Annotated in this window: 19 protein-coding genes; 12 read left to right on the top strand and 7 right to left on the bottom strand. The window is 61.7% G+C overall.

Annotated features, from left to right (window positions below; all coding sequences use genetic code 11):
- Nucleotides 1-127: 127 nt before the first annotated feature.
- From AV059_RS11235 to AV059_RS11225, 3 genes are all read left to right on the top strand, one after another.
- Nucleotides 128-625 carry a GNAT family N-acetyltransferase gene (locus AV059_RS11235; protein WP_058994490.1) on the top strand — a complete coding sequence of 166 codons (498 nt, stop codon included), beginning with the start codon at nucleotides 128-130 and terminating at the stop codon, nucleotides 623-625.
- A 93-nt stretch (nucleotides 626-718) separates the two neighbouring features.
- Entirely contained in the window at nucleotides 719-1,906 is a 1,188-nt protein-coding gene (locus AV059_RS11230) for a redox-regulated ATPase YchF (protein WP_058994489.1), read from the top strand.
- 126 nt (nucleotides 1,907-2,032) lie between these two features.
- A complete protein-coding gene (locus tag AV059_RS11225; RefSeq protein ID WP_058997581.1) occupies nucleotides 2,033-3,673 on the top strand; it encodes a methyl-accepting chemotaxis protein in 1,641 nt (546 codons plus the stop codon).
- Between the two features lie 48 nt (nucleotides 3,674-3,721).
- Here AV059_RS11225 and AV059_RS11220 read toward each other — a convergent pair whose 3' ends face one another.
- The 3 genes from AV059_RS11220 to AV059_RS11210 all read right to left on the bottom strand — a co-directional run bounded on the left by AV059_RS11220 (nucleotide 3,722) and on the right by AV059_RS11210 (nucleotide 5,619).
- Nucleotides 3,722-4,261 carry a hypothetical protein gene (locus AV059_RS11220; RefSeq protein ID WP_058994488.1) on the bottom strand — a complete coding sequence of 180 codons (540 nt, stop codon included), beginning with the start codon at nucleotides 4,259-4,261 and terminating at the stop codon, nucleotides 3,722-3,724.
- Nucleotides 4,262-4,366: 105 nt separating this feature from the next.
- Nucleotides 4,367-4,966: a hypothetical protein gene (locus AV059_RS11215; RefSeq protein WP_058994487.1), complete on the bottom strand. Its 600-nt coding sequence runs from the start codon at nucleotides 4,964-4,966 to the stop codon at nucleotides 4,367-4,369.
- On the bottom strand, nucleotides 4,963-5,619 hold the full coding sequence (locus AV059_RS11210; RefSeq protein ID WP_058994486.1) for a thioredoxin domain-containing protein: 657 nt from the start codon (nucleotides 5,617-5,619) through the stop codon (nucleotides 4,963-4,965). Before AV059_RS11210 ends, AV059_RS11215 begins: the two co-directional genes overlap by 4 nt.
- A 540-nt stretch (nucleotides 5,620-6,159) precedes the next feature.
- On the opposite strand from AV059_RS11210, the gene AV059_RS11205 reads away from it, so the two are divergent.
- Nucleotides 6,160-6,588, top strand: coding sequence for a hypothetical protein (locus AV059_RS11205; RefSeq protein ID WP_058994485.1), 429 nt, complete (start codon nucleotides 6,160-6,162; stop codon nucleotides 6,586-6,588).
- Between the two features lie 142 nt (nucleotides 6,589-6,730).
- Here AV059_RS11205 and AV059_RS11200 read toward each other — a convergent pair whose 3' ends face one another.
- A complete protein-coding gene (locus AV059_RS11200) occupies nucleotides 6,731-7,792 on the bottom strand; it encodes a S66 peptidase family protein (protein ID WP_079990757.1) in 1,062 nt (353 codons plus the stop codon).
- Nucleotides 7,793-8,384: 592 nt separating this feature from the next.
- Here AV059_RS11200 and AV059_RS11195 point away from each other — a divergent pair.
- From AV059_RS11195 to AV059_RS11175, 5 genes are all read left to right on the top strand, one after another.
- Nucleotides 8,385-9,404, top strand: coding sequence for a glycine betaine ABC transporter substrate-binding protein (locus AV059_RS11195; RefSeq protein ID WP_228841783.1), 1,020 nt, complete (start codon nucleotides 8,385-8,387; stop codon nucleotides 9,402-9,404).
- 6 nt (nucleotides 9,405-9,410) lie between these two features.
- Entirely contained in the window at nucleotides 9,411-11,843 is a 2,433-nt protein-coding gene (locus AV059_RS11190; protein WP_058994484.1) for a methyl-accepting chemotaxis protein, read from the top strand.
- Between the two features lie 202 nt (nucleotides 11,844-12,045).
- Nucleotides 12,046-12,690 (top strand): helix-turn-helix domain-containing protein, encoded by a 645-nt coding sequence (locus AV059_RS11185; RefSeq protein ID WP_058994483.1) that lies wholly within the window; start codon nucleotides 12,046-12,048, stop codon nucleotides 12,688-12,690.
- A 119-nt stretch (nucleotides 12,691-12,809) separates the two neighbouring features.
- A complete protein-coding gene (locus AV059_RS11180) occupies nucleotides 12,810-14,399 on the top strand; it encodes an oleate hydratase (protein WP_058994482.1) in 1,590 nt (529 codons plus the stop codon).
- Between the two features lie 54 nt (nucleotides 14,400-14,453).
- Entirely contained in the window at nucleotides 14,454-15,833 is a 1,380-nt protein-coding gene (locus AV059_RS11175; RefSeq protein ID WP_058994481.1) for a hemolysin family protein, read from the top strand.
- A 7-nt stretch (nucleotides 15,834-15,840) separates the two neighbouring features.
- Here the strand turns inward: AV059_RS11175 and eis are convergent, their stop codons facing one another.
- On the bottom strand, nucleotides 15,841-17,031 hold the full coding sequence (eis, locus tag AV059_RS11170; protein ID WP_058994480.1) for an enhanced intracellular survival protein Eis: 1,191 nt from the start codon (nucleotides 17,029-17,031) through the stop codon (nucleotides 15,841-15,843).
- Between the two features lie 78 nt (nucleotides 17,032-17,109).
- Entirely contained in the window at nucleotides 17,110-18,174 is a 1,065-nt protein-coding gene (locus AV059_RS11165; RefSeq protein WP_058994479.1) for a Brp/Blh family beta-carotene 15,15'-dioxygenase, read from the bottom strand.
- A 149-nt stretch (nucleotides 18,175-18,323) separates the two neighbouring features.
- Here AV059_RS11165 and AV059_RS11160 point away from each other — a divergent pair, with 149 nt between their 5' ends.
- Together AV059_RS11160 and hpt are read left to right on the top strand one after the other, a co-directional pair.
- Complete coding sequence (locus AV059_RS11160) at nucleotides 18,324-19,847, top strand: NAD(P)/FAD-dependent oxidoreductase (RefSeq protein ID WP_058994478.1); 1,524 nt, start codon at nucleotides 18,324-18,326, stop codon at nucleotides 19,845-19,847.
- 115 nt (nucleotides 19,848-19,962) lie between these two features.
- Nucleotides 19,963-20,511, top strand: a complete 549-nt coding sequence (gene hpt, locus AV059_RS11155) for a hypoxanthine/guanine phosphoribosyltransferase (protein ID WP_004591213.1) — start codon at nucleotides 19,963-19,965, stop codon at nucleotides 20,509-20,511.
- A 21-nt stretch (nucleotides 20,512-20,532) separates the two neighbouring features.
- On the opposite strand, the gene AV059_RS11150 is transcribed toward hpt, so the two are convergent.
- A complete protein-coding gene (locus AV059_RS11150; protein WP_058994477.1) occupies nucleotides 20,533-20,835 on the bottom strand; it encodes a hypothetical protein in 303 nt (100 codons plus the stop codon).
- 117 nt (nucleotides 20,836-20,952) lie between these two features.
- On the opposite strand from AV059_RS11150, the gene AV059_RS11145 reads away from it, so the two are divergent.
- A complete protein-coding gene (locus AV059_RS11145; RefSeq protein ID WP_058994476.1) occupies nucleotides 20,953-21,381 on the top strand; it encodes a disulfide bond formation protein B in 429 nt (142 codons plus the stop codon).
- Nucleotides 21,382-21,387: the final 6 nt, after the last annotated feature.

Here is a 21,387-nt window from a genome sequence, read left to right as displayed (position 1 = left end):
ACTGAACACTAACGTACAGAAGTGTACATAAGAGTTGTCCTATTCTCTCGGGGAGCAGAACACAGGCAAGCCGGCAGGCTGTCAACCATGGCACACTTCTATACTCTTTCGCGTTAACTGTTCACATATGTCGTTCCAGACAGCCATCCGACCGGCCGAATCGGTGGATATCGCGGACATCCGCCGGGTCGCCAGAGCCGCGTGGCACGCGGTATACGACGATATCATCGGGGAAAAGACGGTGAACAGCCTCCTCAAGGAGGGATATGCGCCGCCGCTACTGGAGCAGATGATCGAGCTCGAAGAGGTCGGCCTGTTCGTCTCTACAGCCGACGATGACGTAGTAGCGTACATGAGCTGTGGGATGACGGACGCGACCGGCTTCGGCGACCTCGACCTGTACGTCCACCCGGACTACTGGGGAGAGGGTATCGGGACGGAGCTGTTGCACCGCGGCGAACAGCACCTGCACGAACTTTCGGTGCGGAAGATCCGCGACGAAGTGCTGGCCGAGAACGAGGTCGGCAACGCGTTCTACCGCTCCCACTTCGAGAAGGTCGGCGAGCGGACGACCGAGGTCGGTGGACAGCAACATCCGGTGAACGTCTACGAGCGACGACTGTAAACGCCATCCGGTATTCGCACCGCGTGTGTGACTCACACGCTCTCGTAGCTCGTGTAACAGCGTTTAAGCCGCTGAAACCGCTTCGTCGGTGCAATGAGCTACAAGATCGGACTCGTCGGCAAGCCCTCTGTCGGCAAGTCTACGTTTTTCAATGCGGCGACGATGAACGATGTGCCGGAGGGCGCGTACCCGTTCACGACAATCGATCCCTCGATGGGCGAAGCGTACGTCCGCGTCGACTGTGCGGCCCCGGAGTTCGACCACACCTGCACGCCCAACCACGGCTACTGTACAGAGGGCGTCCGGTTCGTTCCGACGAAACTCGTCGACGTGGCCGGCCTCGTCCCCGGCGCACACGAAGGGAAAGGGCTGGGGAACCAGTTCCTCACGGACCTTAACGAAGCTGACGTGCTCGTCCACGTCGTGGATTTCACCGGCGAAACAGATCTTGAAGGGGAACCCACCGAGGACCACGACCCGCGCGAGGACATCGACTTCCTCGAAGACGAACTGGATATGTGGTATCTCGACATTCTGGAGAAGGGCATCGAGCGCTACCGCTCGGGCTACCACGGCGAGGACAAGGCCATTGAGGACGACCTCGCCGAGCAGATGTCGGCGTTCAAGATCAACGCTGACGAGATCAAGCAGGTCGTCCTCGCGCTGGACCTGGAACTGGACCCTGACACCTGGGACGACGAGGACAGAGCGGCACTCGCTCGGGAAATCCGCATCCGGACCAAGCCGATGCTCATCGCGGCAAACAAGATGGATACCCCAGCGGCACAGGAAAACTGGGAGCCAATCACTGAGGACCCGGAGTACGAGCATCTCACGTTCGTTCCCGTCTCGGCCCACGCGGAGAAGGCGCTGAAAAACGGCAACGAGCAGGGCGTGCTTGACTACCGGCCGGGCGACGAGGAGTTCACCGTGACGGCAGACCTGCCCGAAGAGAAGGCCGCAGGGCTCGAACAGATCCAGGAGTTCGTCACCGACTTCGGCGGCACGGGCGTCCAGCAGGCCCTCGAAACCGCGCTGTTTGAAGAACTGGGGGCTATCGCGGTGTTCCCCGGCGCTCGCAAGCCCCAGGAAGACGGGACCTTCCTGCAGGACTGTTTCGTCCTCCCCGACGGGTCGACTGCCGAGGACTTCGCATACTTCTTGCACACCGACATCGGCGAGGGGTTCCTCCACGCGCATGACGTGCGCACCGAGCGACAGATCGGTGCTGACACCGAACTCGACCACCGCGACGTGGTCGAAATTACGACAACGAACTGACACTGGAAGATTCACCGCTGATACTCCGAGGGTGCGACTTTTCATAGGCCGAGAGTGAACGTGTCGCATGTACCCAGAACGGTCCAGTTCCGTCGTCAGTTTGGCATCGATGTCGAGATGGTTACGATGACGACGACAGATGATTCGACGGGCCCGCTCGGCCGACTCATGCTTGCGGTCGGTACTGTGCCGATGGCAATTGAGCCGTACCTGCCGACACCGCTTCGTCGGACGTTCAGCGCCCGTGTCTTCCTGCTGGCAGCGATGTCGATCGTGGGCGCACCGGCACTGGCTATCGTGCTGTTTTCCTCTGTGACAGCCGCCGCGGTATTCATCGGGTTTGTCGTTGCCGTGACCGGATTTCTGGGCTACTGTGAGATGTACCGCGCGATAATCGAAATCAATCGAAAGGCAACGGCAGTCGACAACGGCCAGTACGACATCGACTTCGGCGTCGACCGGATCGACGAAGTCGGAGACGCGTACACGAAACTCGAACGGGCCGCGACCTCGCTCGGCCAGAACATCCAAGAGGCAAACGACGCACAGGAACGCGCCGAGGAAGCGCGCGAAGCAGCCGAGGAGGCCCGTGAAACCGCGGAGTCTGAGCGCAGCGAGATGGAGGCGCTGAGTAGTCACCTCGAACTGAAAGCGACACAGTACCGAACAGCGCTCGACGACGCGGCCGCCGGCGATCTGACTGCCCGCGTCGATACTGACAGCATCAGTGACGCCATGGCGGCCGTCGGGGCCGCGATCAACGAGACGCTGGCTGCCCTGGAGACTGCCATCGGCAGCGGCCAGTCGACCTCGACACGTATCGCCACTGGCAGTGAAACGGTATTAGCCGACGGGCAGCAGGTCCGTGACGAGACACGGTCCGTGGCCGATACCGCATCCGACATCGCAGACGGGGCAGAAACCCAGCGCCAGCAGCTAGACGACGCGGCGAGCGAACTCAGTGACCTTTCGGCGACCGTCGAAGAGATGGCGTCGTCCGTGGCCGAAATCGCCGACCAGAGCAACACTGCCGCAGACCTCGGCCGAGACGCCCAGCGGTCTTCGTCGGAGGCCCAGAGCGCCGTCGATGAAATCCGGCACTACTCGACGAGCGCCGCAAGCGAGGTCAAGCAACTCGACGATATCGCCGAAGACATGGCCGAGATCGTCGAAGTCATCGACGGCATCGCCGAGGAGACAAATATGCTCGCGCTGAACGCCTCGATTGAAGCCGCCCGTGCCGGCCAGGCGGGCTCTGGCTTTGCCGTCGTCGCGGACGAAATCAAACAGCTTGCGACCGAGACACAGGCCGCCACCGGCGACGTGGAGGACCTCATCGGCTCGCTGCGGTCGCAGGTCGGGACGTCTGTCGACGCCATGGAAACGATGGAAGACGCTGTCGACCGCGGAAGCAGCACTATCTCCGAGACCATTACCACGCTTGAAGATGTGGTCGACGCCACTGTCGATGTCAACGGCGGCATTCAGGAGATCGACCGGGCGACCGACCAGCAGGCGACCAGTGCACAGGAAGTCGTGCGGATAATCGACGACATCAACGACATCGCCGGAGAGACCGCGACCGACGCCCGTGGCATGGCTACGACGGTCGACCAGCAGGGCCAGACCGTTGCCGGGATGGTCGACTCGGTAGAGCGGTTCGCCGACGACGCCGACACGCTCCATGAGGAACTCTCACAGTTCGATACAGCCGGAACTGACGGCGTGGACACGCCAGCTAGCTCCGGATCCGCAATGAGCGACTGAGACGAATCGGTACTAGCGTCCCAGCAACGCCGTCCGACAGCCTTGTGCCTACAACAGGAGGTGGGCCAGCAAGGCAATGATGGCGACTTTCTTGACGAGAATAACACCGATAATCAGTTGCGTCGTCGAGAGCGCCCGGACGCGTTCGATGCCCCGTCGGATGAATGCAGGCGATTGGGCCAGTTCATCGACCAGTAACCGCCACTCCGCGCGGAACGTCTCGGCCGCCGATCCCTCGCCGTCGGTGTAGGCGGCCTCCGGCCGTGGCAGCCACTGTGAGCCCGTGTATTCGAGTTCGACCAGCGACCCCTCTAGATGGCTGGCCTGCTCGAACTGCAGGCCGTTGGCTTCACAGAGTCGCTCGACCTTGGCGATGTCGCGGTCGCTGTCCAGGTCGTAGCGCCGCTGTATCGCGTCGGTCGACCAGTCGAACTGGAACTGACAGGCGAGTTCGCGCTCGCCGACCCACACATCAACGATTTCAGCCAGTTCGACCGTGCCGGCCGTTTCTTTCCGCTTCCGGTGGAGGTGCTCGTATTCAGCGGGGGACTCCGTCGAAGCCGTCACCTGGGACTTCGTCTCGGGCATATCTTCTCGATATGGGTGTTCGGCTGACGACACTATACGTTTTCTCCCGCTGGAATGGTTGGCACTCCACGACCGAAGCGAGACGAGGGCCTGCCAACGACACAGTCAGATGTCGACCGGACACCCGTTGATTTCGCCGCCACGCATCCCCTCGGCGAGCCAGTAGACGGAAAGGGTCAACACCACGAGCGCAAGCAGCGCGAACTCTAGTCCATCCAGCGGCAGAAACAGCAACGAAGTCGAGACGCCGAGCAGCGACAGCAGCCCCAGCAAGACCGCCGACCCACAGGCCGCACAGCCCGCGCCGAGCGTTCCGAGGACGACACCCGCGACGCCCGCGCCCCCCTGCTGGAGATCGAGGCCGTGTTCGCGGAAGTGGTACGTCACCAGACCGATGTCAACGCCGGTGAGGGCGGCGACGACGACCAGCAGAATTCCCTGTGCAGGGTTGAACGACGTGCCGATGAACGGGTACAGTTCAGCGAGCACGCGCAGGCGGCTGGCAAGCGGAAGCGACCCACCAACTACGAGGTCAAGCACCAGCGGGACGTTCAGCGAGACGACGAACAGCGTCAGCGAAACGGCGGCAGCGATCACCGCGACCGCCGCATAGACCGGCAGCGTGAGCACGAGCCTGACCGTCCGACCCATGAGTCGCCAGTCGCCGCGCGTCGTCGGCAGTCGGAGCCCGCGTGCGATGCTCATTCGTCGCGCTCTCCCAGCGCCTCCGCGATGAGGTCGTAGCTGACGCTTCCGTTGACTTTCGTCACGAACTCGCCGTCCTCGAACAGCAGAATGATCGGCGTCGTCTCGCCCAGTCCGGCGTTCTCGGCCGCCTGGATGTCAGCCTGCACAGCGTCATCGTGTGTCCGCTCCCGCGCGTCGCGCGCGACCGCCTCGCCGTCTACCTCGGTCTCCTCGGTGAGAAACGTCGCCGTCCGGTCCAGAACGTTGTCCGGGTCGAACGACGACTGCTCGGCGAAGTAGTGATCGAACAGCGACCAGTACGCCTCGCTGTCACGGGCGAACGTCGACTCCAACGCCTGCGTCGCTGGCTCACCCCAGGGGTAGATGACCGGGTAGGTCCGGACGACGTACGCGCCTTTGCCTGCGTCCACGATATTCTTCCGAATGTCCGGCAGCGTGTCCTCGTGGAAGCGGCGACACGTGGGACAGGAGGGGTCTTCGAACGCCAAGATGACGTGGCCGCCCAGTTCGCCGCGGCGGGGCTGGGCGTCGAGGTCGGCGGCCGCCGGGTGGCTGTCAACGGATTCGGCGCTGTCCGCCTCGCTACGGCAGCCTGCGACTGCGCCGACGACACCCACCCCGGAAAGCGTGAGAAAGCGTCGTCTGTTCATGTACGACTGGTTGGCCCGCGTTGGTTTAGCGTTTGTTCTACTGTGTGGCCCCGATGAGTAACCGTCTTGTCGGCGGCGACCGTACTATCTGGCGGTCGATGACGACGACTCACTGGGCCGAACCGGGGTGACTCCCTGCTGATGACGAGCCCTATGAGTGCCGAGGCCAGCTTTCTGTTCACACATTTGCGATGGAAAGTGTGTGGGCTCCGGAGAACAGCGTCTGCTACTTCCTGAGAAGGGACAGTTGTTATTGAGGGGATAGAGAGACTTCTAAATACAATACACATTTAGCGTGTCATAGAGCCATTCACAGCTGACTTACTGCGGTGTAACTCAGGGTAGAAATCCGATGATAGGGATACTTACAGAACCTAATTCAAGGTTTAAAGAATAAAATTATCAGGCGCTTTGTCGTGAATTATCCGTCAGAAAATAGTGGTATAGTGATAGCAGTGGGATTAAGCGAAGCAAGATTATTTGTCCCTCATAGGCCAGATTATCCAAATATCTTAATCGCATTTACGTCATCAGAGTATCATGATTTCTGCCTCACTCTCACTTGAGATTCACGAAATTCATCCATCTGCAGTCTATGAGGAGACCGTCTATACACAGGATGCAGTCGTTTCTCTTGCAGATAGTACACACTTCGAGATTTACGATCATAGGGCACTTCTCACCTCAGAACACGTGGGGATGAGCCTATCAATCGAGCTGTTTGTTTTCTTGGCAAACGTAGCTGAATTCGATGCGAGCGAACGTAGAGTCACATTTGATCGTGAGAGTCAACCAGTCTTTCAGGGTCAGGTGACCGAAATCGACCGTGATACCAATACTAGTCGTGGCATTCTTGACGTTGGTGTCGGAACAATCCTGTTCGATCCGTCAGAGGCAGAGAATACTCTTGAGGTGGATGACTGGGTTCAGATTTCCCGAAATATCCGATATCTCGAAACACTTCACTAACTATTGAACCGATAATCCGTGCTGAAGGCGCGTCTTGTGTCTTGCACAGCACATCCCCCAGTTGTCATCTCGTATCTAGAAGCTATCAAAGCCCCCACTGGTAACAAGCGAGCGGCCGGCAGAATTCTAACCTGCGGTGAAATCAAGGAAGGTGAATGGATTTAGTTGCGGGTTCTATTTCGACCTCACCGCCGATTGGAATGGGACACGTCGGATACGTGTGTCCGAACTCGCAATTGAACACAACAGGTGCGTTCGGATTGTACGTTTCGAGGACGTCAGCAATCGTGTCGCGCTGGCGCTCTCGATATTCCGCCCGCCAGTCTCGCGGTTTTTCTTCAGCGTGTGAGCGGGCACAGGCGCGTCCGACAAGCACACCGTCGAATCGTTCGAGAAGACCCCGTTCGCCGAGTGCCCGGAGGTTCGCACCGACGACAGCCGGGTCGGGGATCAGTTCGCTCGTCTCCAACGCAAGCACAGTGCCATTCAGTGCCTCGGGAGCAGGCAGGTAGCGGTCGGCGAGGAACTGCTCAACGAGGACTGCATAACAGCCGCCCCAGATTCGACCCGAGACAGTCTCTTCACCACCACGCCAGATTCGGCCATCAGATTGTTCGATTTCGCGCGTGGTTTTGACTGACTCCGGATCTTCCCAGTTGCCGGACTCATCAGTAAACACGTCCGCTTCGGTCCACTCGCCGACAGAATCCTCAAAAAGCGCACGCCGCAGGTACTCTTTGGTGTAGTCAAACATCTCGCCATCCATCGCGTATTCGAGCAGGGTGGAGCCGCCGTAGTACGAGACGATCCCGTGGTTCCAGAGAAACAGAGCCAGATTCGTGTTGTCTGAGTACCCGTAGAATCGAGTCGGGTGCTCGCGGAGTACGTCGCCATCAAGATACGGGAGCATCGTGATCTGGTCGTGGCCTCCGATATTAGCGATCACGGCCGAGATGTCTGGGTCCCGGAAGGCGTTCATGACCTCTTCGGCGCGCGCCTCTGGATTGTCCGCAAGCCACTCCGGGTCGGCCGTCGCGGTCGGATACTCGACTGGGTCAAGGTCGAAACCCTCGCGCATTCGCTCAAGACCGAGTTCGTAAATGAACCGCGCGGACTCGGGTGCGTTTGATGCCGGCGCAACAACCGCGACCTGATCACCGGGTTCGACAGGGGGTGGAGTAAGGAACTCAGGCACGGCTGGCATCTGTAGACCTGATTATATATTTCTTATCCAGCCATGTGCCATACTGTCAAGAGATATAGATACTCACAGAGCAAGCATGAGTGTGAAGCTCGGCATCTCTTTGCAACTGTACGAATTGCACATCCAAAAGGAACCACCCAGATTCACACAGCAGGTCTTTCACAAAAACGGGTGAATGCAAGATATACGTCTTGATATTGCACAGCACGTCCTCACAGAACCTAGAGAGGACGGCCGCACTACCTTTGGTCAGAGCCAGTGATGTTGTTCACTCAAACCTTAGAGCACATACGAAAGGAGTAGCAAGAGAGTGAACGGATTACAGATCGAACGGCACCTATAGCCGCGCTAAACACAGCCACTATGGATGGATCGTAAGTCGTGAGTGCAGAGGCTCTTCTCCACAGTTCAGTTGCCACCGACATGAGACGTATCTAGAATGACAGCCACTGTGATCCCCTTCCTACAGAGAGCCCCTCTGTGAACATTTCTCACGATCAGAAGCTAAATTATACACGGTTTTATCGTTCTAGTATCAATGTTGATATTCTCGGCAACGGCCTTTTGACTGTCATTAGCTACAGATTGAGCAATGGAAGATGAAAGACAGCAGCCGTGGACTGGAAGCCGACGACGGGTGCTTGGAATGCTCGCGGCGGGCGGAGCGGCCACACTGGGCGGCTGTTCGAGTGGCGGAGATGCCGAATCAAGTACAGCCGGAAGTGGAGACGACGATGCCGGGGCAACCGACGGTTCCCTGTCAGTCGTTGTCAGTTCGAAAGGATACACAGAGCAGTTGAATCTCGGGTACATCGCCTACGAATTGCTCGCCAACAACACGGGTGTGAGTCTCGTAGATGAAACCGGTTTCGGCGGGAACGCTGCACACGCCGAGGCCTATCAGGCCGGCAACATCCACGCGTACTACGATTACATGGGGTCGCTGTGGGCTGCGCACCCGCCCCAGCACGACGAAGCGACCTTCGAGACGCCAGACGAGCAGTACACCGCGTTAAAGTCCGAGATGGAATCGGAACATCCGATTCGGATCCTCGACCGCGCAGACTGGCAGAACACGTGGGCCGTGTTCATCCGCGAGGACGCTATCGAAGGGACCAGTATCGAGACAATCAGTGACCTCGCCGGCTATGTCAACGACGGGAACTACGACATCCGCCCGGCGTTTGGTGACGGGTTCAAGACTCGCAGTGACGGCTTCGATGCCTTGCTTGACTACTATGGTTTCGAGGCCGAGCACGTGGAGCGCTGGGAAGCAGAACAGGAGTTCATCGAGGCAGCATCGGCACAGGCGGCTGGCACGGCTGTTGACGAAGGCTACGCCGACCTCAGCTTTGGGTACAGCACCAGCGCATGGCTCACAACTGTTGAAGATATCGTGTACCTTGATGACGACCAGAACTTCTGGCCGTTTTTCCACCCGGTCGGTGTTGTGCACGAGGACGTGGCAACGGACGCCGTGGTGTCGGCACTGAACAAGATGCCGGACGCCATTCCTGACGCGAAAACGATGCAAGAGCTGAACAGTCACGCAACCGAGGTTGGTAGCCAGCAGGCGGTTGTTGAGCACCTCAAGGCCAACGGCTTCATCTGAATCAGTATGGACGAACCTACAACACATTCAGGCGACGGTGACGACGAATCAGCAGACGCGACAGAGTCAGCGGCCTCGGACACGACAGGGCTGGAGCGAGCGAAAGCCATTGCGTTACTGCCACTTCAGTCGTACATCGTCAAGTTCGCTGTTGCGTTGCTCGTAATTGTGGTACTCATCGCGGCCGGCGGATTCTGGGTGCAGGGGAACGCAACCGCCACACTCGAAGACGACACAGCACAACAGCTTGAGCAGGAGGTCAACGCCGAGTCTGGCCTGCTGAACGAGTGGGTTGAGCGGAACGAGCGGCCGGTGCTTGTCGCGTCAAACAATCCGCTGCTCGGTTTCAACACGACGCGCGAAGACCAGCAGGCCTACATGGAAAGACTGGCCACAGACGAGCTACAGTCCGACCGCGTCGTTGCTGTCCACCTTGCAGACCCCACCGTCGGCACAGCGGGGGAGGCAAGGGTTGTGGCGAGTACTGACGAGACGCTCCGTGGAACCCGCGTCACATCAGACAACCATCCGTGGGTCGACCGAACACGGTCCATCGGCCGCGACACAGTGGTTTCATCCAACCCGTACACGAACACAAACGGGAAGCGGGTGGTCAGTTCGATGAGTGTTGCCGCCGATTTCACCCACGTACTCGTGGTCGAGTACGACGCCAGCGACCTGAGCAAGCAGTTCAGCGCTGGCATCGATGGGACGTTCACGCAGGTTGTCCGTCCGACCTCAAGTTCGACTGAAGTGTTGTTCTCCGACGCCGGTACCGATGCTGTCGGGCAGCCGTACATCCCAAATCAGTCACAGGCCGATATCCCCGAGATCAGTACAGCTACTGAACAGGGGACCTTTACCAATACCCCAGCAAAGGAAGCAGTGCTTGACACTGACTATGTCGCCGCGTACGCGACCATCCCCGGAACAAACTGGGTCGTTATCAAGCACACACCTGCGGCGAACGCGTTCGCACTGAGCGAGCAGATCAGGACTGATATCCTGGCGTTCATCCTGGTCGCGCTCGGTGGTGTGGTCGTCATCGGTGGAACGATTGGACGGAATACGGCGACATCCGTACAGCAACTCTCCGCGGCCGCGACCGCCATTGAGCAGGGCGAGTACAATGTTGACGTTTCAAGCTCTCGCCGAGATGAGATCGGCCAGCTGTTCACGTCTATCGGGAGTATGCGCGATGCACTCGTCTCGAAAATCGACGAAACCGAAGCTGCCCGTGAGCAAGCAACAGACGCTCAGCAGGAAGCGGAGGAAGAGCGTGCGCGCGCTGAGCAGGCAAAGGAGGAAGCTGAAGCGCTTGCAGCGGAACTCGAACAGCAAGCAGAGGTATACAGCGACGTGATGGAAGCGTGTGCAGACGGCGACCTGACCCGGCGTCTGCCCGAAAGCGAGACCGACAACGAGGCGATGGCGGCTATCGCCTCGTCGTTCAACGATATGCTCGCACAGTGGGAACGCACTATCGTCGACATTCAGGAGTTCGCCGATACCGTCACAGCTGCGAGCGAGGAGGCTGAAGTTGGGGCGGCTGACGCCGAGCGTGCGAGCGGCGAGGTCAGCGAATCTGTTCAAGAAATTGCGGCTGCTGCCGACGAGCAACGCGATATGCTGGACACAGTCTCAGGAGAGATGACTGACCTTTCGGCAGCCATCGAAGAAGTGGCTGCGTCCGCTGACTCGGTTGCGGACCACTCGAATCAGACCGCTGACGTCGCCCGAGAAGGCGAGGACACGGCCAGAGACGCGCTCGAAAGTTCGCGCAGGGTACAGGAGGCAATCGACACGACTGTCGAGAACGTTGAACAGTTAGACGAGCAAATGGCGGAAATCAGCACCATCGTTGAGCTGATCGCTGATATCGCCGAGCAAACGAATATGCTCGCGCTGAACGCGAACATCGAAGCTGCCCGTGCCGACAAAGACGGCGAAGGGTTTGCCGTCGTGGCCGACGAGGTCAAGGAACTCGCCGGGGAAACGCAGGCATCCGCGACCGAGATCGAGCAACTCATCACAGACGTACAGTCACAGACGGAGACAACTGTCGACGAAGCCAGAGTGGCTGAGGAATCGATGGAGGAAGGAATCGATGCGGTCGAAGAAGTCATGGCGGCGTTCACAGAAGTATCTGAGTACGCCGACAAGACGGACGCCGGCGTTCAGGGGATCAGCGACACCACCGACGACCAGGCCGCCAGCACTGAAGAAGCGGTGTCGATGACCGAGGAGGTCGCTGACCTCAGTGAATCCACTGCCGATGAGGTACAGAGCGTGTCCGCCGCCGCAGAGGAGCAGGCGGCCTCGATGTCGGAGATTAACGACAGCATCAAGTCGCTGAGCGGACAGGCCGAACAGCTCAAGACGCTACTGTCCGAGTTTGACGTCGCTGTCGACGAGAGCCAGCGATCCCGAGACCGCTGATCGACACCGGAGCAGCCACCGGCTGCCGCTCGGAGCGGTCCTGTACACACAGTTTCCGGTACCGGTTCGCTACGTGTGTTGGTCGTGACGCGGGTGCGCTTTGCTACATATGTCGGCCGCAACGCTGACCCGACCTCGCCGGTCGGTTTCGGCGCGTGAGAATCACCAGTATGCCTTTATTTTGTTCGGCTGAGCAACACACATGAGCGTCATCTGTGAATTCGAGTTGCAGTCCGCAGATATGCCGCTGTGTGCGGTTGCTGCCGAACTGAACACCCGACTAATCGTCGACAACGTCGTCTCCGGCACGACCGACGAGCCGGCACTCGTGTTCTCCGCGACGGGCGTCGAGCCGGACGCTCTTGAATCGGCATTGCTCGGCGACGAATCGGTCGTGGAGTTCGTCGCCATGGACTCGGCTATCGTCGAGTCCCGGTATCGGGTCGTCCTCGATACAGACTTCGTCGAAATGTACACCCAGCTCGTCGACCGGCAGACGTATCCGATGGGTGCGCTCGTGACCGAGCACGGGTGGAAGGTGAGCACGCAGTTCGCCGACCGGGCAGACCTCGAAGCGTTCCGGGACACCTGTCAGTCAAGCAGTGTCACGTTCCGCCCGCACCGGCTCTGTGAGACAGAACACGGCGGCGACGACTACGGACTCACCGCTCCGCAGCGAGAGGCGCTGCTGGCAGCCCATCGACTGGGATATTTCGCCGTCCCCCGTGGGGCAGACCTGACAGACCTTTCAGCGGAGCTCGACGCGACCACGTCCGCGATTTCGGAGCGCCTCCGTCGTGGCACGGACCAGTTGATCGACCACACGATTGCCAGCTCCGAACAGTGACAGCCGGCTAGCCGGAGCGCGGCTATTTCGGCGAAATGTACTCTCTTATAAATTGCTGTACATATGTTGGCAACGGTTAGGGCTGGGACTTGCGTACCACTACATGAGGGTGACCCAAAATGACCATCCACCAGCAACCACACGTCACTGACCGCGAAGCACACTTCGTCGGGGGCGGTATTGCCTCCCTGGCTGGCGCGGCGTTCCTCGTCCGGGACGGCAATATGCCCGGCGAAAACATCCATGTCTACGAAAAGCTGGACGTCGTCGGTGGCGCGATGGACGGCGCTGGCGACCCGGACGAGGCGTACCTGATCCGGGGCGGTCGGATGTTCAATTACCCGGCGTACGAATGTACGTGGGACCTCTTCGAGACGATTCCGTCGCTCGAAGACGATTCGCGCTCGGTCAAAGCCGTGATGGACGAGTTCAACGAAGCGCACCCCTCGTACGCGAAAACACGGCTAATGCACGAGGGCGAACGAATCGACGCCGGCGAGTACGGACTGACGCGTCAGCACCGGCAGTCGATAGTTCGGTTGCTCCTCACGCCCGAACCGCGACTCGGAGACACGCGCATCGAGGAGTGGTTCGACGAGTCGTTCCTGGAGACGAACTTCTGGTACGTCTGGGCGACCATCTTCGCGTTCCAGCCGTGGCACAGCGTCGCCGAGGTCCGGCGCTATATGTACCGGTTCCTCCACGAGTTCCCGCGCCTGCACACCATGGAGGGTATCGACCGGACGAAGTACAACCAGTACGACTCGATGATCCTCCCGCTCCGACGCTGGCTCGAAGACAGGGGCGTCTCCTTCGAGTACGGCCACGAGGTGACCGATATGGACATCGTCCCGTCGCGGACAGGGCGTACCGTCGAGCGGCTCTACTGTGAGACCGACAGCGGAACCGAGACGGTCCCCGTCGAGCCGTCCGACCTCGTGTTCATGACGAACGGGTCGATGACCGACGGCTCGTCCATCGGCGGGATGGACGAGGCCCCCGAACTGAACGAAACCGGGGCGTCGTGGGAGCTGTGGAAGTCCATCGCCGAGGACAACCCACAGTTCGGCAATCCGTCGGTGTTCGCTGACAACGTCACGGAGACGAAATGGGAGTCGTTCACCGTGACTCTGCACAACACCGAGCTGTTCGACCACATCGTCGATTTCACCAACGAGGAACCGGGCAACGGGCTCGTCACCTACCTCGGGTCGAACTGGCTGTTGTCGACAGTCGTCGCCGCCCAGCCACACTTCGCGAACCAGCCGGACGACGTGAAGGTATTCTGGGGCTACGCGCTGTTCCCGGATCGGGAAGGGAACTACGTGGAGAAACCGATGTCCGAATGTACCGGCCGCGAGATCCTTCAGGAGCTGTGTTACCACCTGCAGTGCGAGGGACGGCTCCCGGAGATACTCGACGACGTGACCTGCATCCCGGCGATGATGCCGTTCATCACGGCGCACTTCCAGCCCCGGGAACCCGGTGACCGGCCCGAGGTCGTTCCAGACGGGTCGAACAACCTGGCGTTCCTCGGGCAGTACGCCGAACAGCCACGGGACGTCGTGTTCACCGTCGAGTACTCCGTCCGGTCGGCGATGACCGCCGTCTACGAGATGCTCGACCTCGACCAGGAGGTGCCCCCGGTGAGCAAGCACTACCGAGAGCCCGGTGTCATCGCAGACACTGTTCGCGCCGCGTACCGCTGAGAAGCGATGGCGGTACGGGCGAGGACATTCCAGTATTTTAGTACGGTGACGGAGATGGGTGTGTATGCACACACCGACGCGCTCCGCCCGGAGGGTACGATGGTAAACCTCGCGCTCTCGGCGGCGCAGCTCCTCGTGGCGCTGGTACTCGTGGGACTGAACGGCTTCTTCGTCGCCGCCGAGTTCGCCTTCGTTCGCGTTCGCGGCACATCAGTCGAACAGCTCGCTGACGAAGGCCGGGCCGGCGCAGGCTCGCTTCAGGCAGTGATGGCGGACCTGGATAACTACCTCGCGGTGACCCAGCTCGGGATTACGCTTGCCTCGCTGGGACTGGGGTGGGTCGGTGAGCCCGCCGTCGCAGCGCTGCTTGAACCTGTCCTCGCTCCGGTACTGCCCGAGACTCTCCTCAACGTCGTCGCGTTCGCAATCGGCTTCAGTATCATCACCTTCCTCCACGTCGTCTTCGGCGAACTCGCGCCGAAGACGTTCGCGATTGCTCGGACTGAGCGGCTCTCGCTGTTGCTTGCGCCGCCGATGAAGCTGTTTTACTACCTGTTCTATCCCGGGATCGTCGTGTTCAACGGCTCGGCCAACGCCTTTACGCAATTGCTGGGAGTCCCGCCAGCGTCGGAAACGGACGAGACGCTCGGCGAGCGCGAGATACGCCGAGTACTGGCCCGGTCCGGCGAAGAGGGGAACATCGACGCGGCGGAGGTCGACATGATCGAGCGCGTGTTCGACCTCGACGATACGGTCGTTCGAGAGGTCATGGTCCCGCGACCTGACGTTGTGAGTGTCCCAGCCGACGCAACGATGTCGGATATCCGGGCGGTCGTTCTCGACGAAGGACACACCCGCTATCCGGTGGTCGACGCCGACGACAGCGGTCAGATTGTCGGGTTCATCGATGTCAAAGACGTGCTGCGGGCCGGCGAGGAAGGCAGCAAGGACGCGACTGCCGGCGATATCGCCCACGAGATACCGGTCGTCCCGGAAACGACAGCGATCAACGACCTCCTGTTGCAGTTCAGGCAGGACCGTCGGCAGATGGCCGCGGTCATCGACGAATGGGGGTCGCTGGAGGGGATCGCGACAATCGAAGATGTGGTCGAGGCCGTCGTCGGCGACCTGCGCGACGAGTTCGACGTTGACGGTCGCGAACACGCCATCCGTAAGCAAAGCGACGGGAGCTACGACGCCGACGGCGGCGTGCCACTGTCGACAGCGGGCGAGGCGCTCGGTGTCGACCTCGACAGGGACGCCGTCGAAACCATCGGTGGGCTGGTGCTGAGTCAGCTCGACCGCGCTCCGGAGGTCGGTGACACCGCCGAAGCGGCCGGACACGTGTTTGAGGTGACGAGCGTCGACGGCACCCGAATCTCGACGGTCGAGATAAGCAAGGGCGACGCTGACGACTCGCTGTCGGCCGAGTGAGTGACGGTCAGAAGAACTCGCCCAGATAGACGGATTCGGGCTTGAAAACGTCCGTGAGCGGATCGCGGACCGAGTCATCGAGTATCTCCAGCCCGGCCAACCGTGCAGCGGCGTCGACGCCATGGGTCCCGACGGTCAGTTGGGAGAGCGTCGCGATGTCGACAGCCACATCGGCTTCCGAGTCGCTGGCTGGAAGCGGGTCGACCGTCGCAGTGCCGCCGCTCACTGACAGCCGGAACAGGCCGTCGTTGTGATCAAGCAGCGGGTCGCTGACCGAGAGCGTACAGTCGAGGTCGCCCCCGGGCCAGTCGAGGCGTTCGAGGTGGCCCACGTCGGTGAGCCGAACCATCGGTCCGGCCTCGACCGTGCAGTCGACCGCGCCGGGGTCGTCGACGCGATGGAGGAGGTCAGCGTCAGGTGGCAACTGGAGTGTGACGCGCTCGATCTGTGCGCCGTGACTCCCGAGAAACGCGAACAGCGCGCGGCGGGCTTCCTCGTCGACAGCCGCGAAATTCGAAACCGAGAGCGTGTTATTAGCATCGTCCGCGACGGTGTACACGACGTACCCCTGAAGTTCACCGTCGCGTTCGTAGCCGTAGCAGTACGGGACGCCGTCGTCGTCCCAGTCGGCGAGAGTCCGCTCGCGCCACCACGCTTCCGAGCGCCGGAGCGAGAGCGCCGTCCCGGCGGCTGCAGCGGTCTCGACCCGGCGGAGCCGCTCCCAGTCGTCGGCGTCAAGGCTGACCATCTGTCCGGCAGTGTCGTCGTCCGGGAGCGCCGACGGCGGCAGGTCGAAGCGGCGATAGGTGTTCGCCGTCCCCCAGCCCAGACGGTGGTAGAACGGCGTCGAAAACGGCCAGAGGGTGACAAGCCCGACACCGGATTCGCGGTACGCAGACAGTGCGTGTCGACAGAGGTCGGCGGCGAGCCCCTGTCCGCGGTGTTCGGGTGGTGTCGCGACCGCACCGAGCCCACCGACCGTCGTCGCCGCGCCGCGAACGGTCGTGTCGAGAAAGTACAGCTTGCAGACCGCTCGGAGAGTGTCGCCCTCATAGAGGCCTCGCTGGTCGAATAACGATGGGGGCCAGTCACCGTCCGGGTCCGGCATCACCGGACCCGTTTCAGGCGCGAACGCGTACTGGAGTATCCGCTGGCAGGCTTCGCGGTCGGTCGCCGGGACGGGGCGGAGTTCGGACATACTGTCCCGGGTGTCCGCCAGCTACAGAAAGCTAGTCATCCGCGGGTCGGCGTCGTTGTCCTCCTCGGGAGTGGGGCGTCACGGCACGTACCAGATACCCCGGTCCCGGTCGAGAAGTGACCCGACGACGATGTGTGGGAGCGCAACGATGCTGATAAACATACTCCAGAACGCTACCGCGCCGGGGAGCAGGTCACTCGTTCCAAGCGGGTTCGGGAACGCCCAGTAGACGGCGACGAGGACGCCGAAGGTGGCCAACGCTCCGACGATGAGGACGACCCAGGCGCGGAGTGCAACGGTCGAGGGGTCCGCGCCGCCGAGCAGGTCCCAGCGCTCGTCGCCGACCGGCTCCGTCTCGACGGACGCCGTCCGCGCCACCTGTCGGGCGGAGTACCAGAACGGGAAGTACAGGCCAACGGCGACGAGGACCGGGACAGACGCGAAGAATACCGCAAGGAGCAACGATTCTCCGGCATCGACGAGCCAGGAGCGGCCGCCGCCGCGCACGTATCCCAGCACGATATGCGCCGTCAGGGCGAGCCCGTAGCCCGACCCGATGACGAGCCGAGTCGTGTCGAACGAGCCTGCGTACGACGAGAGTGCGCCCGGTTCGACGAGGCCGACCATCAGCGAACTAAACGCGTGGAACGTCTGCGGCCAGAACACGATTGGGACGAGCATCACCGCACCGCCGCGGACAGCCGCCGCCAGACCACGCTGGAACCGGGTCTGCAAATGAGCAGTGCCGCTCGTGGCCTCCAGCACCTGCAGGCCGCCGAGGCCACCCTTCGCCATAGCGACGGTCAGCGCCAGCGCGAGGCCGGCGACCGGCGCGGCGAGGAACAGGCCGACGAACCCGCCGATAGCGGTCAGATACACAGCGACGTAGCGCCAGCGGAACGAGGGGCGACGGCGGCGGAGATTCTCGAAGTGTTCGTACCCGCCGTGGGGGAGATTGAGCGCAACCATCCCGACGAGGTACACCACCATCTGGGCCCGGAGCGGAACTCTGACTTCGGCAGCGCCGAGGAGACCGAATGTGACAGCGAGTACTAGCAGGCTCGCCCGCGAAAGCAAGAGCGACGGATGGCGGTCGGTGTCCCGATGCCGCTGCCAGACGGACCCCAGGCCGGTCGTAGGCATATCGCGAGCCTAGGGAAATACTCACAATAAACGATGCAATGGATTCCAGCAGACTGGGAACAGACCGCTGTTTTGAATGATGAGATATCCGTTGTGAAGCGCTGGGAATCCGAGGAACCCTTTTTCAATCATAGTCGCTAGCGGCTGCTATGCGTGATGGCCTCCCAAGCGACCGGACGGTGACCGTCATCGGCGGCGGCTTCGGCGGCCTCTCGGCTGCGTGCTATCTGGCCGACGCCGGGGCCGACGTGCAATTGCTCGAACGCCACGACCGCCTCGGCGGCCACGCGGGCGTCCTTGAACGCGACGGCTTCCGGTTCGACACCGGTCCGTCATGGTACCTGATGCCCGACGTGTTCGAGCGCTTCTTCGGGCACTTCGACCGCGAGCCCGCAGACTACTACGAACTGGAACGGTTGGACCCCCAGTACCGGGTGTTCTGGAAGGACGGCGACCGTGTGACGATGCGGCCAAACCGCGAGAACGCGTACGAGGTGTTCGAATCCTACGAGGACGGGGCCGGCGACGCGCTGGTCGACTACCTCGACACGGCTGAGCAGAACTACGACCTCGCGATGGACCGGGTCGTCTACGAGGGCCGCGAACGGCTGCGTGACTACGTCGACACCGACCTGCTCCCGCTTGCGCCGCGGGCCCGACTGTTCGGCTCGATGGACGACTACGTCAGCCGCTACATCAACCACCCGAAGCTCCGGCAGTTACTCGAATACACGCTGGTGTTTCTGGGCGGCGCGCCACACAACACTCCCGCGCTGTACAGCATCATGAGCCACGTCGACCTGAACATGAACGTGTTCTACCCCGAAGGCGGCATCGCCGGCGTCGTCGACGGCCTCGGGTCGCTGGCTCGGGAGCTCGGCGTCGACATTCAGACCGGGACCGAGGTCCAGCACATCGCCGGCGAGGCGGGGGCGTTCGAACTGACCACCGAGGACGGCGTCGTCGCCTCCGACGTCGTGGTCAGCAACGCCAACCCCGCCTACACCGAACAGAATCTGCTTGACCCCGCTGCCCGCGACCACGACCCGGACCACTGGGACGACCAGACGTACGCGCCGTCAGCGTTCATGCTGTATCTCGGCGTCGAGGGCGACGTGGACCCGCTGGCCCACCACTCGCTGGTCCTGCCGACGGACTGGGACGACCACTTCGAGCAGATATTCGACCGGCCGGCGTGGCCCGACGACCCTGCCTACTATCTCTCGGTCACGTCGAAGACCGACGAGACAGTCGCTCCCGACGGCCACCACGCCGTCGTCGTCCTCGTCCCCATCGCGCCGGGGCTGGACGACGGTCCCGACATTCGTGAAGAGTATCGGGAGTTTGTTCTCGACGACCTCGCCGAACAGACCGGCGTTGACCTTCGCGACCGCATCGTCGTCGAAGAGACTGCGTGTGTCAGCGAGTTCGCCGAGCGCTATGGCGACCCCCAGGGGACGGCCCTCGGACTGGCACATACCCTGTTCCAGACCGGGCCGCTCCGTCCCGGCCACCGCGCCGGCCTTGACGGGCTCTACTACACTGGGGCCTACACGACGCCTGGCATCGGGATGCCGATGTGCCTTATCAGCGGCGAACACACCGCCCGGGACATCATCGAGGACAGCCCGCTCGAGACGAAACAGGACCGCTCAGCCTCGACGGCGGACTGAGGTCGTCCTCTGTGCGGGCAGTGTGCGCGAACCGTTCGAATCACAGCGTGCTACCGTTGCACACACCGCGGCGGAGCCTCGAACGGTTTATTGTCCCGCTTCAGGTAACGGGGGCATGGAGAAGCTCCGCGAGTCGCTACACGAGGCCCCGATCATCGACAAGGATGGATACTCCTACCTGGTCCACCCGCTCAGCAACGGCGTGCCGATGCTGGAGCCGGAACTCCTCCGTGAGGTCGTCGTCGGCGTGACACGGGCGGCCGACCTCGACGTGGACAAGATTGTCGCGCCGGAGGCGATGGGCATCCACATCGCGACCGCGCTCTCACTGCAGACGGATATCCCGCTCGTGGTCATCCGCAAGCGCTCCTACGGCCTTGAGGATGAGGTGCCGCTGCACAAGACGACCGGCTATTCCGAATCGGAGATGTTCATCAACGACATCGAGGCGGGCGACGACCTGCTTATCGTCGACGACCTGCTCTCGACCGGCGGAACGATGGCATCCATCTGCGAGGCGCTCGACGACATCGGAGCGGACATCTCTGACATCGTCGTCGTCTTCCGAAAGCAGGGCGAGTCAGCACTTGACGACACTGACTACGATGTGACCAGCCTGCTCGACATCTCGGTCGACCAGGACGGCGTGACTATCCACGACTGAGGTGCCACCTGCTGCGAGCCGTTACTGCTGCTCGACAGCGGCGGCCATGTGCTCCCGGGCTTCCTCGGGCGTCATCCCACGAACGCCACACGCACAGGAGAGGAGTTCGGGGTCGGTCAGGTCGTCGACCTCCTCGGCGCTGGCCCGGTCGAGTACGTCCTCGTCAGCGTCGTAGTCGAAGGTCACCCGATATGTGACCTGTGCCACGCCCTCTATCTGGTGGGACTCGTCGGGGTCCGGGTTTGCGATGGCCTCAGCGTGCTCTTCCTGCATCGCGGACTTCCACTGTTCGAGGTTCGCCTCGGGGTCCGAATCGTCGGGCATACGCTGGCTGTCGGCGGCAGGCCTGAAAAAGCGAGCGCTGGCGCTCCGGTCAAGCGGGAGCCAAGAAAGGGGCTGATTCTCGGAACGCTTTTTCCGCCAGCAAACACTGGCTTTCCTGTGGTCGACTCCCGATCCGTCTCCGATCGACCTCGGCTCCTGTTGGCCGCGGCGACTGCCGTCGCCACCGTTGCGACGGCCAGTAGCCTCTATCTCTCGCTGGGTCTCGGGCTGACACCCTGTCGGCTCTGCTGGTATCAGCGCATTCTGATGTACCCGCTGGTGGTCGTCCTCGGCGTTGCCGCCGCTGAGCGCCGTCCCAGCGTCGTCCGGACGGCGCTGCCGCTTTCGGTTCCGGGGGCCGCCATCGCGGCCTATCACTCTTGGCTCCAGGTGAGCCAGACGACCTGCGGCATCGGCGCGATCAGCTGTGCACAGATTCAGTACCGCGTGCTCGGCCTGACCGTGCCGAACCTCTCGCTGGTGGCGTTCGTGCTGGTGGCCGGGCTGGTCGTCGTGGCCGCCCGAGCATCTGGCAGTCAGTCCTGATTCGCG

It is taken from the genome of Haloarcula sp. CBA1127 (assembly GCF_001485575.1).
GTDB lineage: Archaea > Halobacteriota > Halobacteria > Halobacteriales > Haloarculaceae > Haloarcula.
Note: the sequence above shows the minus strand (reverse complement) of the source record. Positions and strands in the feature narration are given on the sequence as shown.

Bases quoted from the DNA above. Each gene is read 5' to 3' on its own strand.
- AV059_RS11235 (WP_058994490.1), top strand. From the start codon at position 128: ATGTCGTTCCAGACAGCCATCCGACCGGCCGAATCGGTGGATATCGCG.
- AV059_RS11230 (WP_058994489.1), top strand. From the start codon at position 719: ATGAGCTACAAGATCGGACTCGTCGGCAAGCCCTCTGTCGGCAAGTCT.
- AV059_RS11225 (WP_058997581.1), top strand. From the start codon at position 2,033: ATGACGACGACAGATGATTCGACGGGCCCGCTCGGCCGACTCATGCTT.
- AV059_RS11220 (WP_058994488.1), bottom strand. From the start codon at position 4,261: ATGCCCGAGACGAAGTCCCAGGTGACGGCTTCGACGGAGTCCCCCGCT.
- AV059_RS11215 (WP_058994487.1), bottom strand. From the start codon at position 4,966: ATGAGCATCGCACGCGGGCTCCGACTGCCGACGACGCGCGGCGACTGG.
- AV059_RS11210 (WP_058994486.1), bottom strand. From the start codon at position 5,619: ATGAACAGACGACGCTTTCTCACGCTTTCCGGGGTGGGTGTCGTCGGC.
- AV059_RS11205 (WP_058994485.1), top strand. From the start codon at position 6,160: ATGATTTCTGCCTCACTCTCACTTGAGATTCACGAAATTCATCCATCT.
- AV059_RS11200 (WP_079990757.1), bottom strand. From the start codon at position 7,792: ATGCCAGCCGTGCCTGAGTTCCTTACTCCACCCCCTGTCGAACCCGGT.
- AV059_RS11195 (WP_228841783.1), top strand. From the start codon at position 8,385: ATGGAAGATGAAAGACAGCAGCCGTGGACTGGAAGCCGACGACGGGTG.
- AV059_RS11190 (WP_058994484.1), top strand. From the start codon at position 9,411: ATGGACGAACCTACAACACATTCAGGCGACGGTGACGACGAATCAGCA.
- AV059_RS11185 (WP_058994483.1), top strand. From the start codon at position 12,046: ATGAGCGTCATCTGTGAATTCGAGTTGCAGTCCGCAGATATGCCGCTG.
- AV059_RS11180 (WP_058994482.1), top strand. From the start codon at position 12,810: ATGACCATCCACCAGCAACCACACGTCACTGACCGCGAAGCACACTTC.
- AV059_RS11175 (WP_058994481.1), top strand. From the start codon at position 14,454: ATGGGTGTGTATGCACACACCGACGCGCTCCGCCCGGAGGGTACGATG.
- eis (WP_058994480.1), bottom strand. From the start codon at position 17,031: ATGTCCGAACTCCGCCCCGTCCCGGCGACCGACCGCGAAGCCTGCCAG.
- AV059_RS11165 (WP_058994479.1), bottom strand. From the start codon at position 18,174: ATGCCTACGACCGGCCTGGGGTCCGTCTGGCAGCGGCATCGGGACACC.
- AV059_RS11160 (WP_058994478.1), top strand. From the start codon at position 18,324: ATGCGTGATGGCCTCCCAAGCGACCGGACGGTGACCGTCATCGGCGGC.
- hpt (WP_004591213.1), top strand. From the start codon at position 19,963: ATGGAGAAGCTCCGCGAGTCGCTACACGAGGCCCCGATCATCGACAAG.
- AV059_RS11150 (WP_058994477.1), bottom strand. From the start codon at position 20,835: ATGCCCGACGATTCGGACCCCGAGGCGAACCTCGAACAGTGGAAGTCC.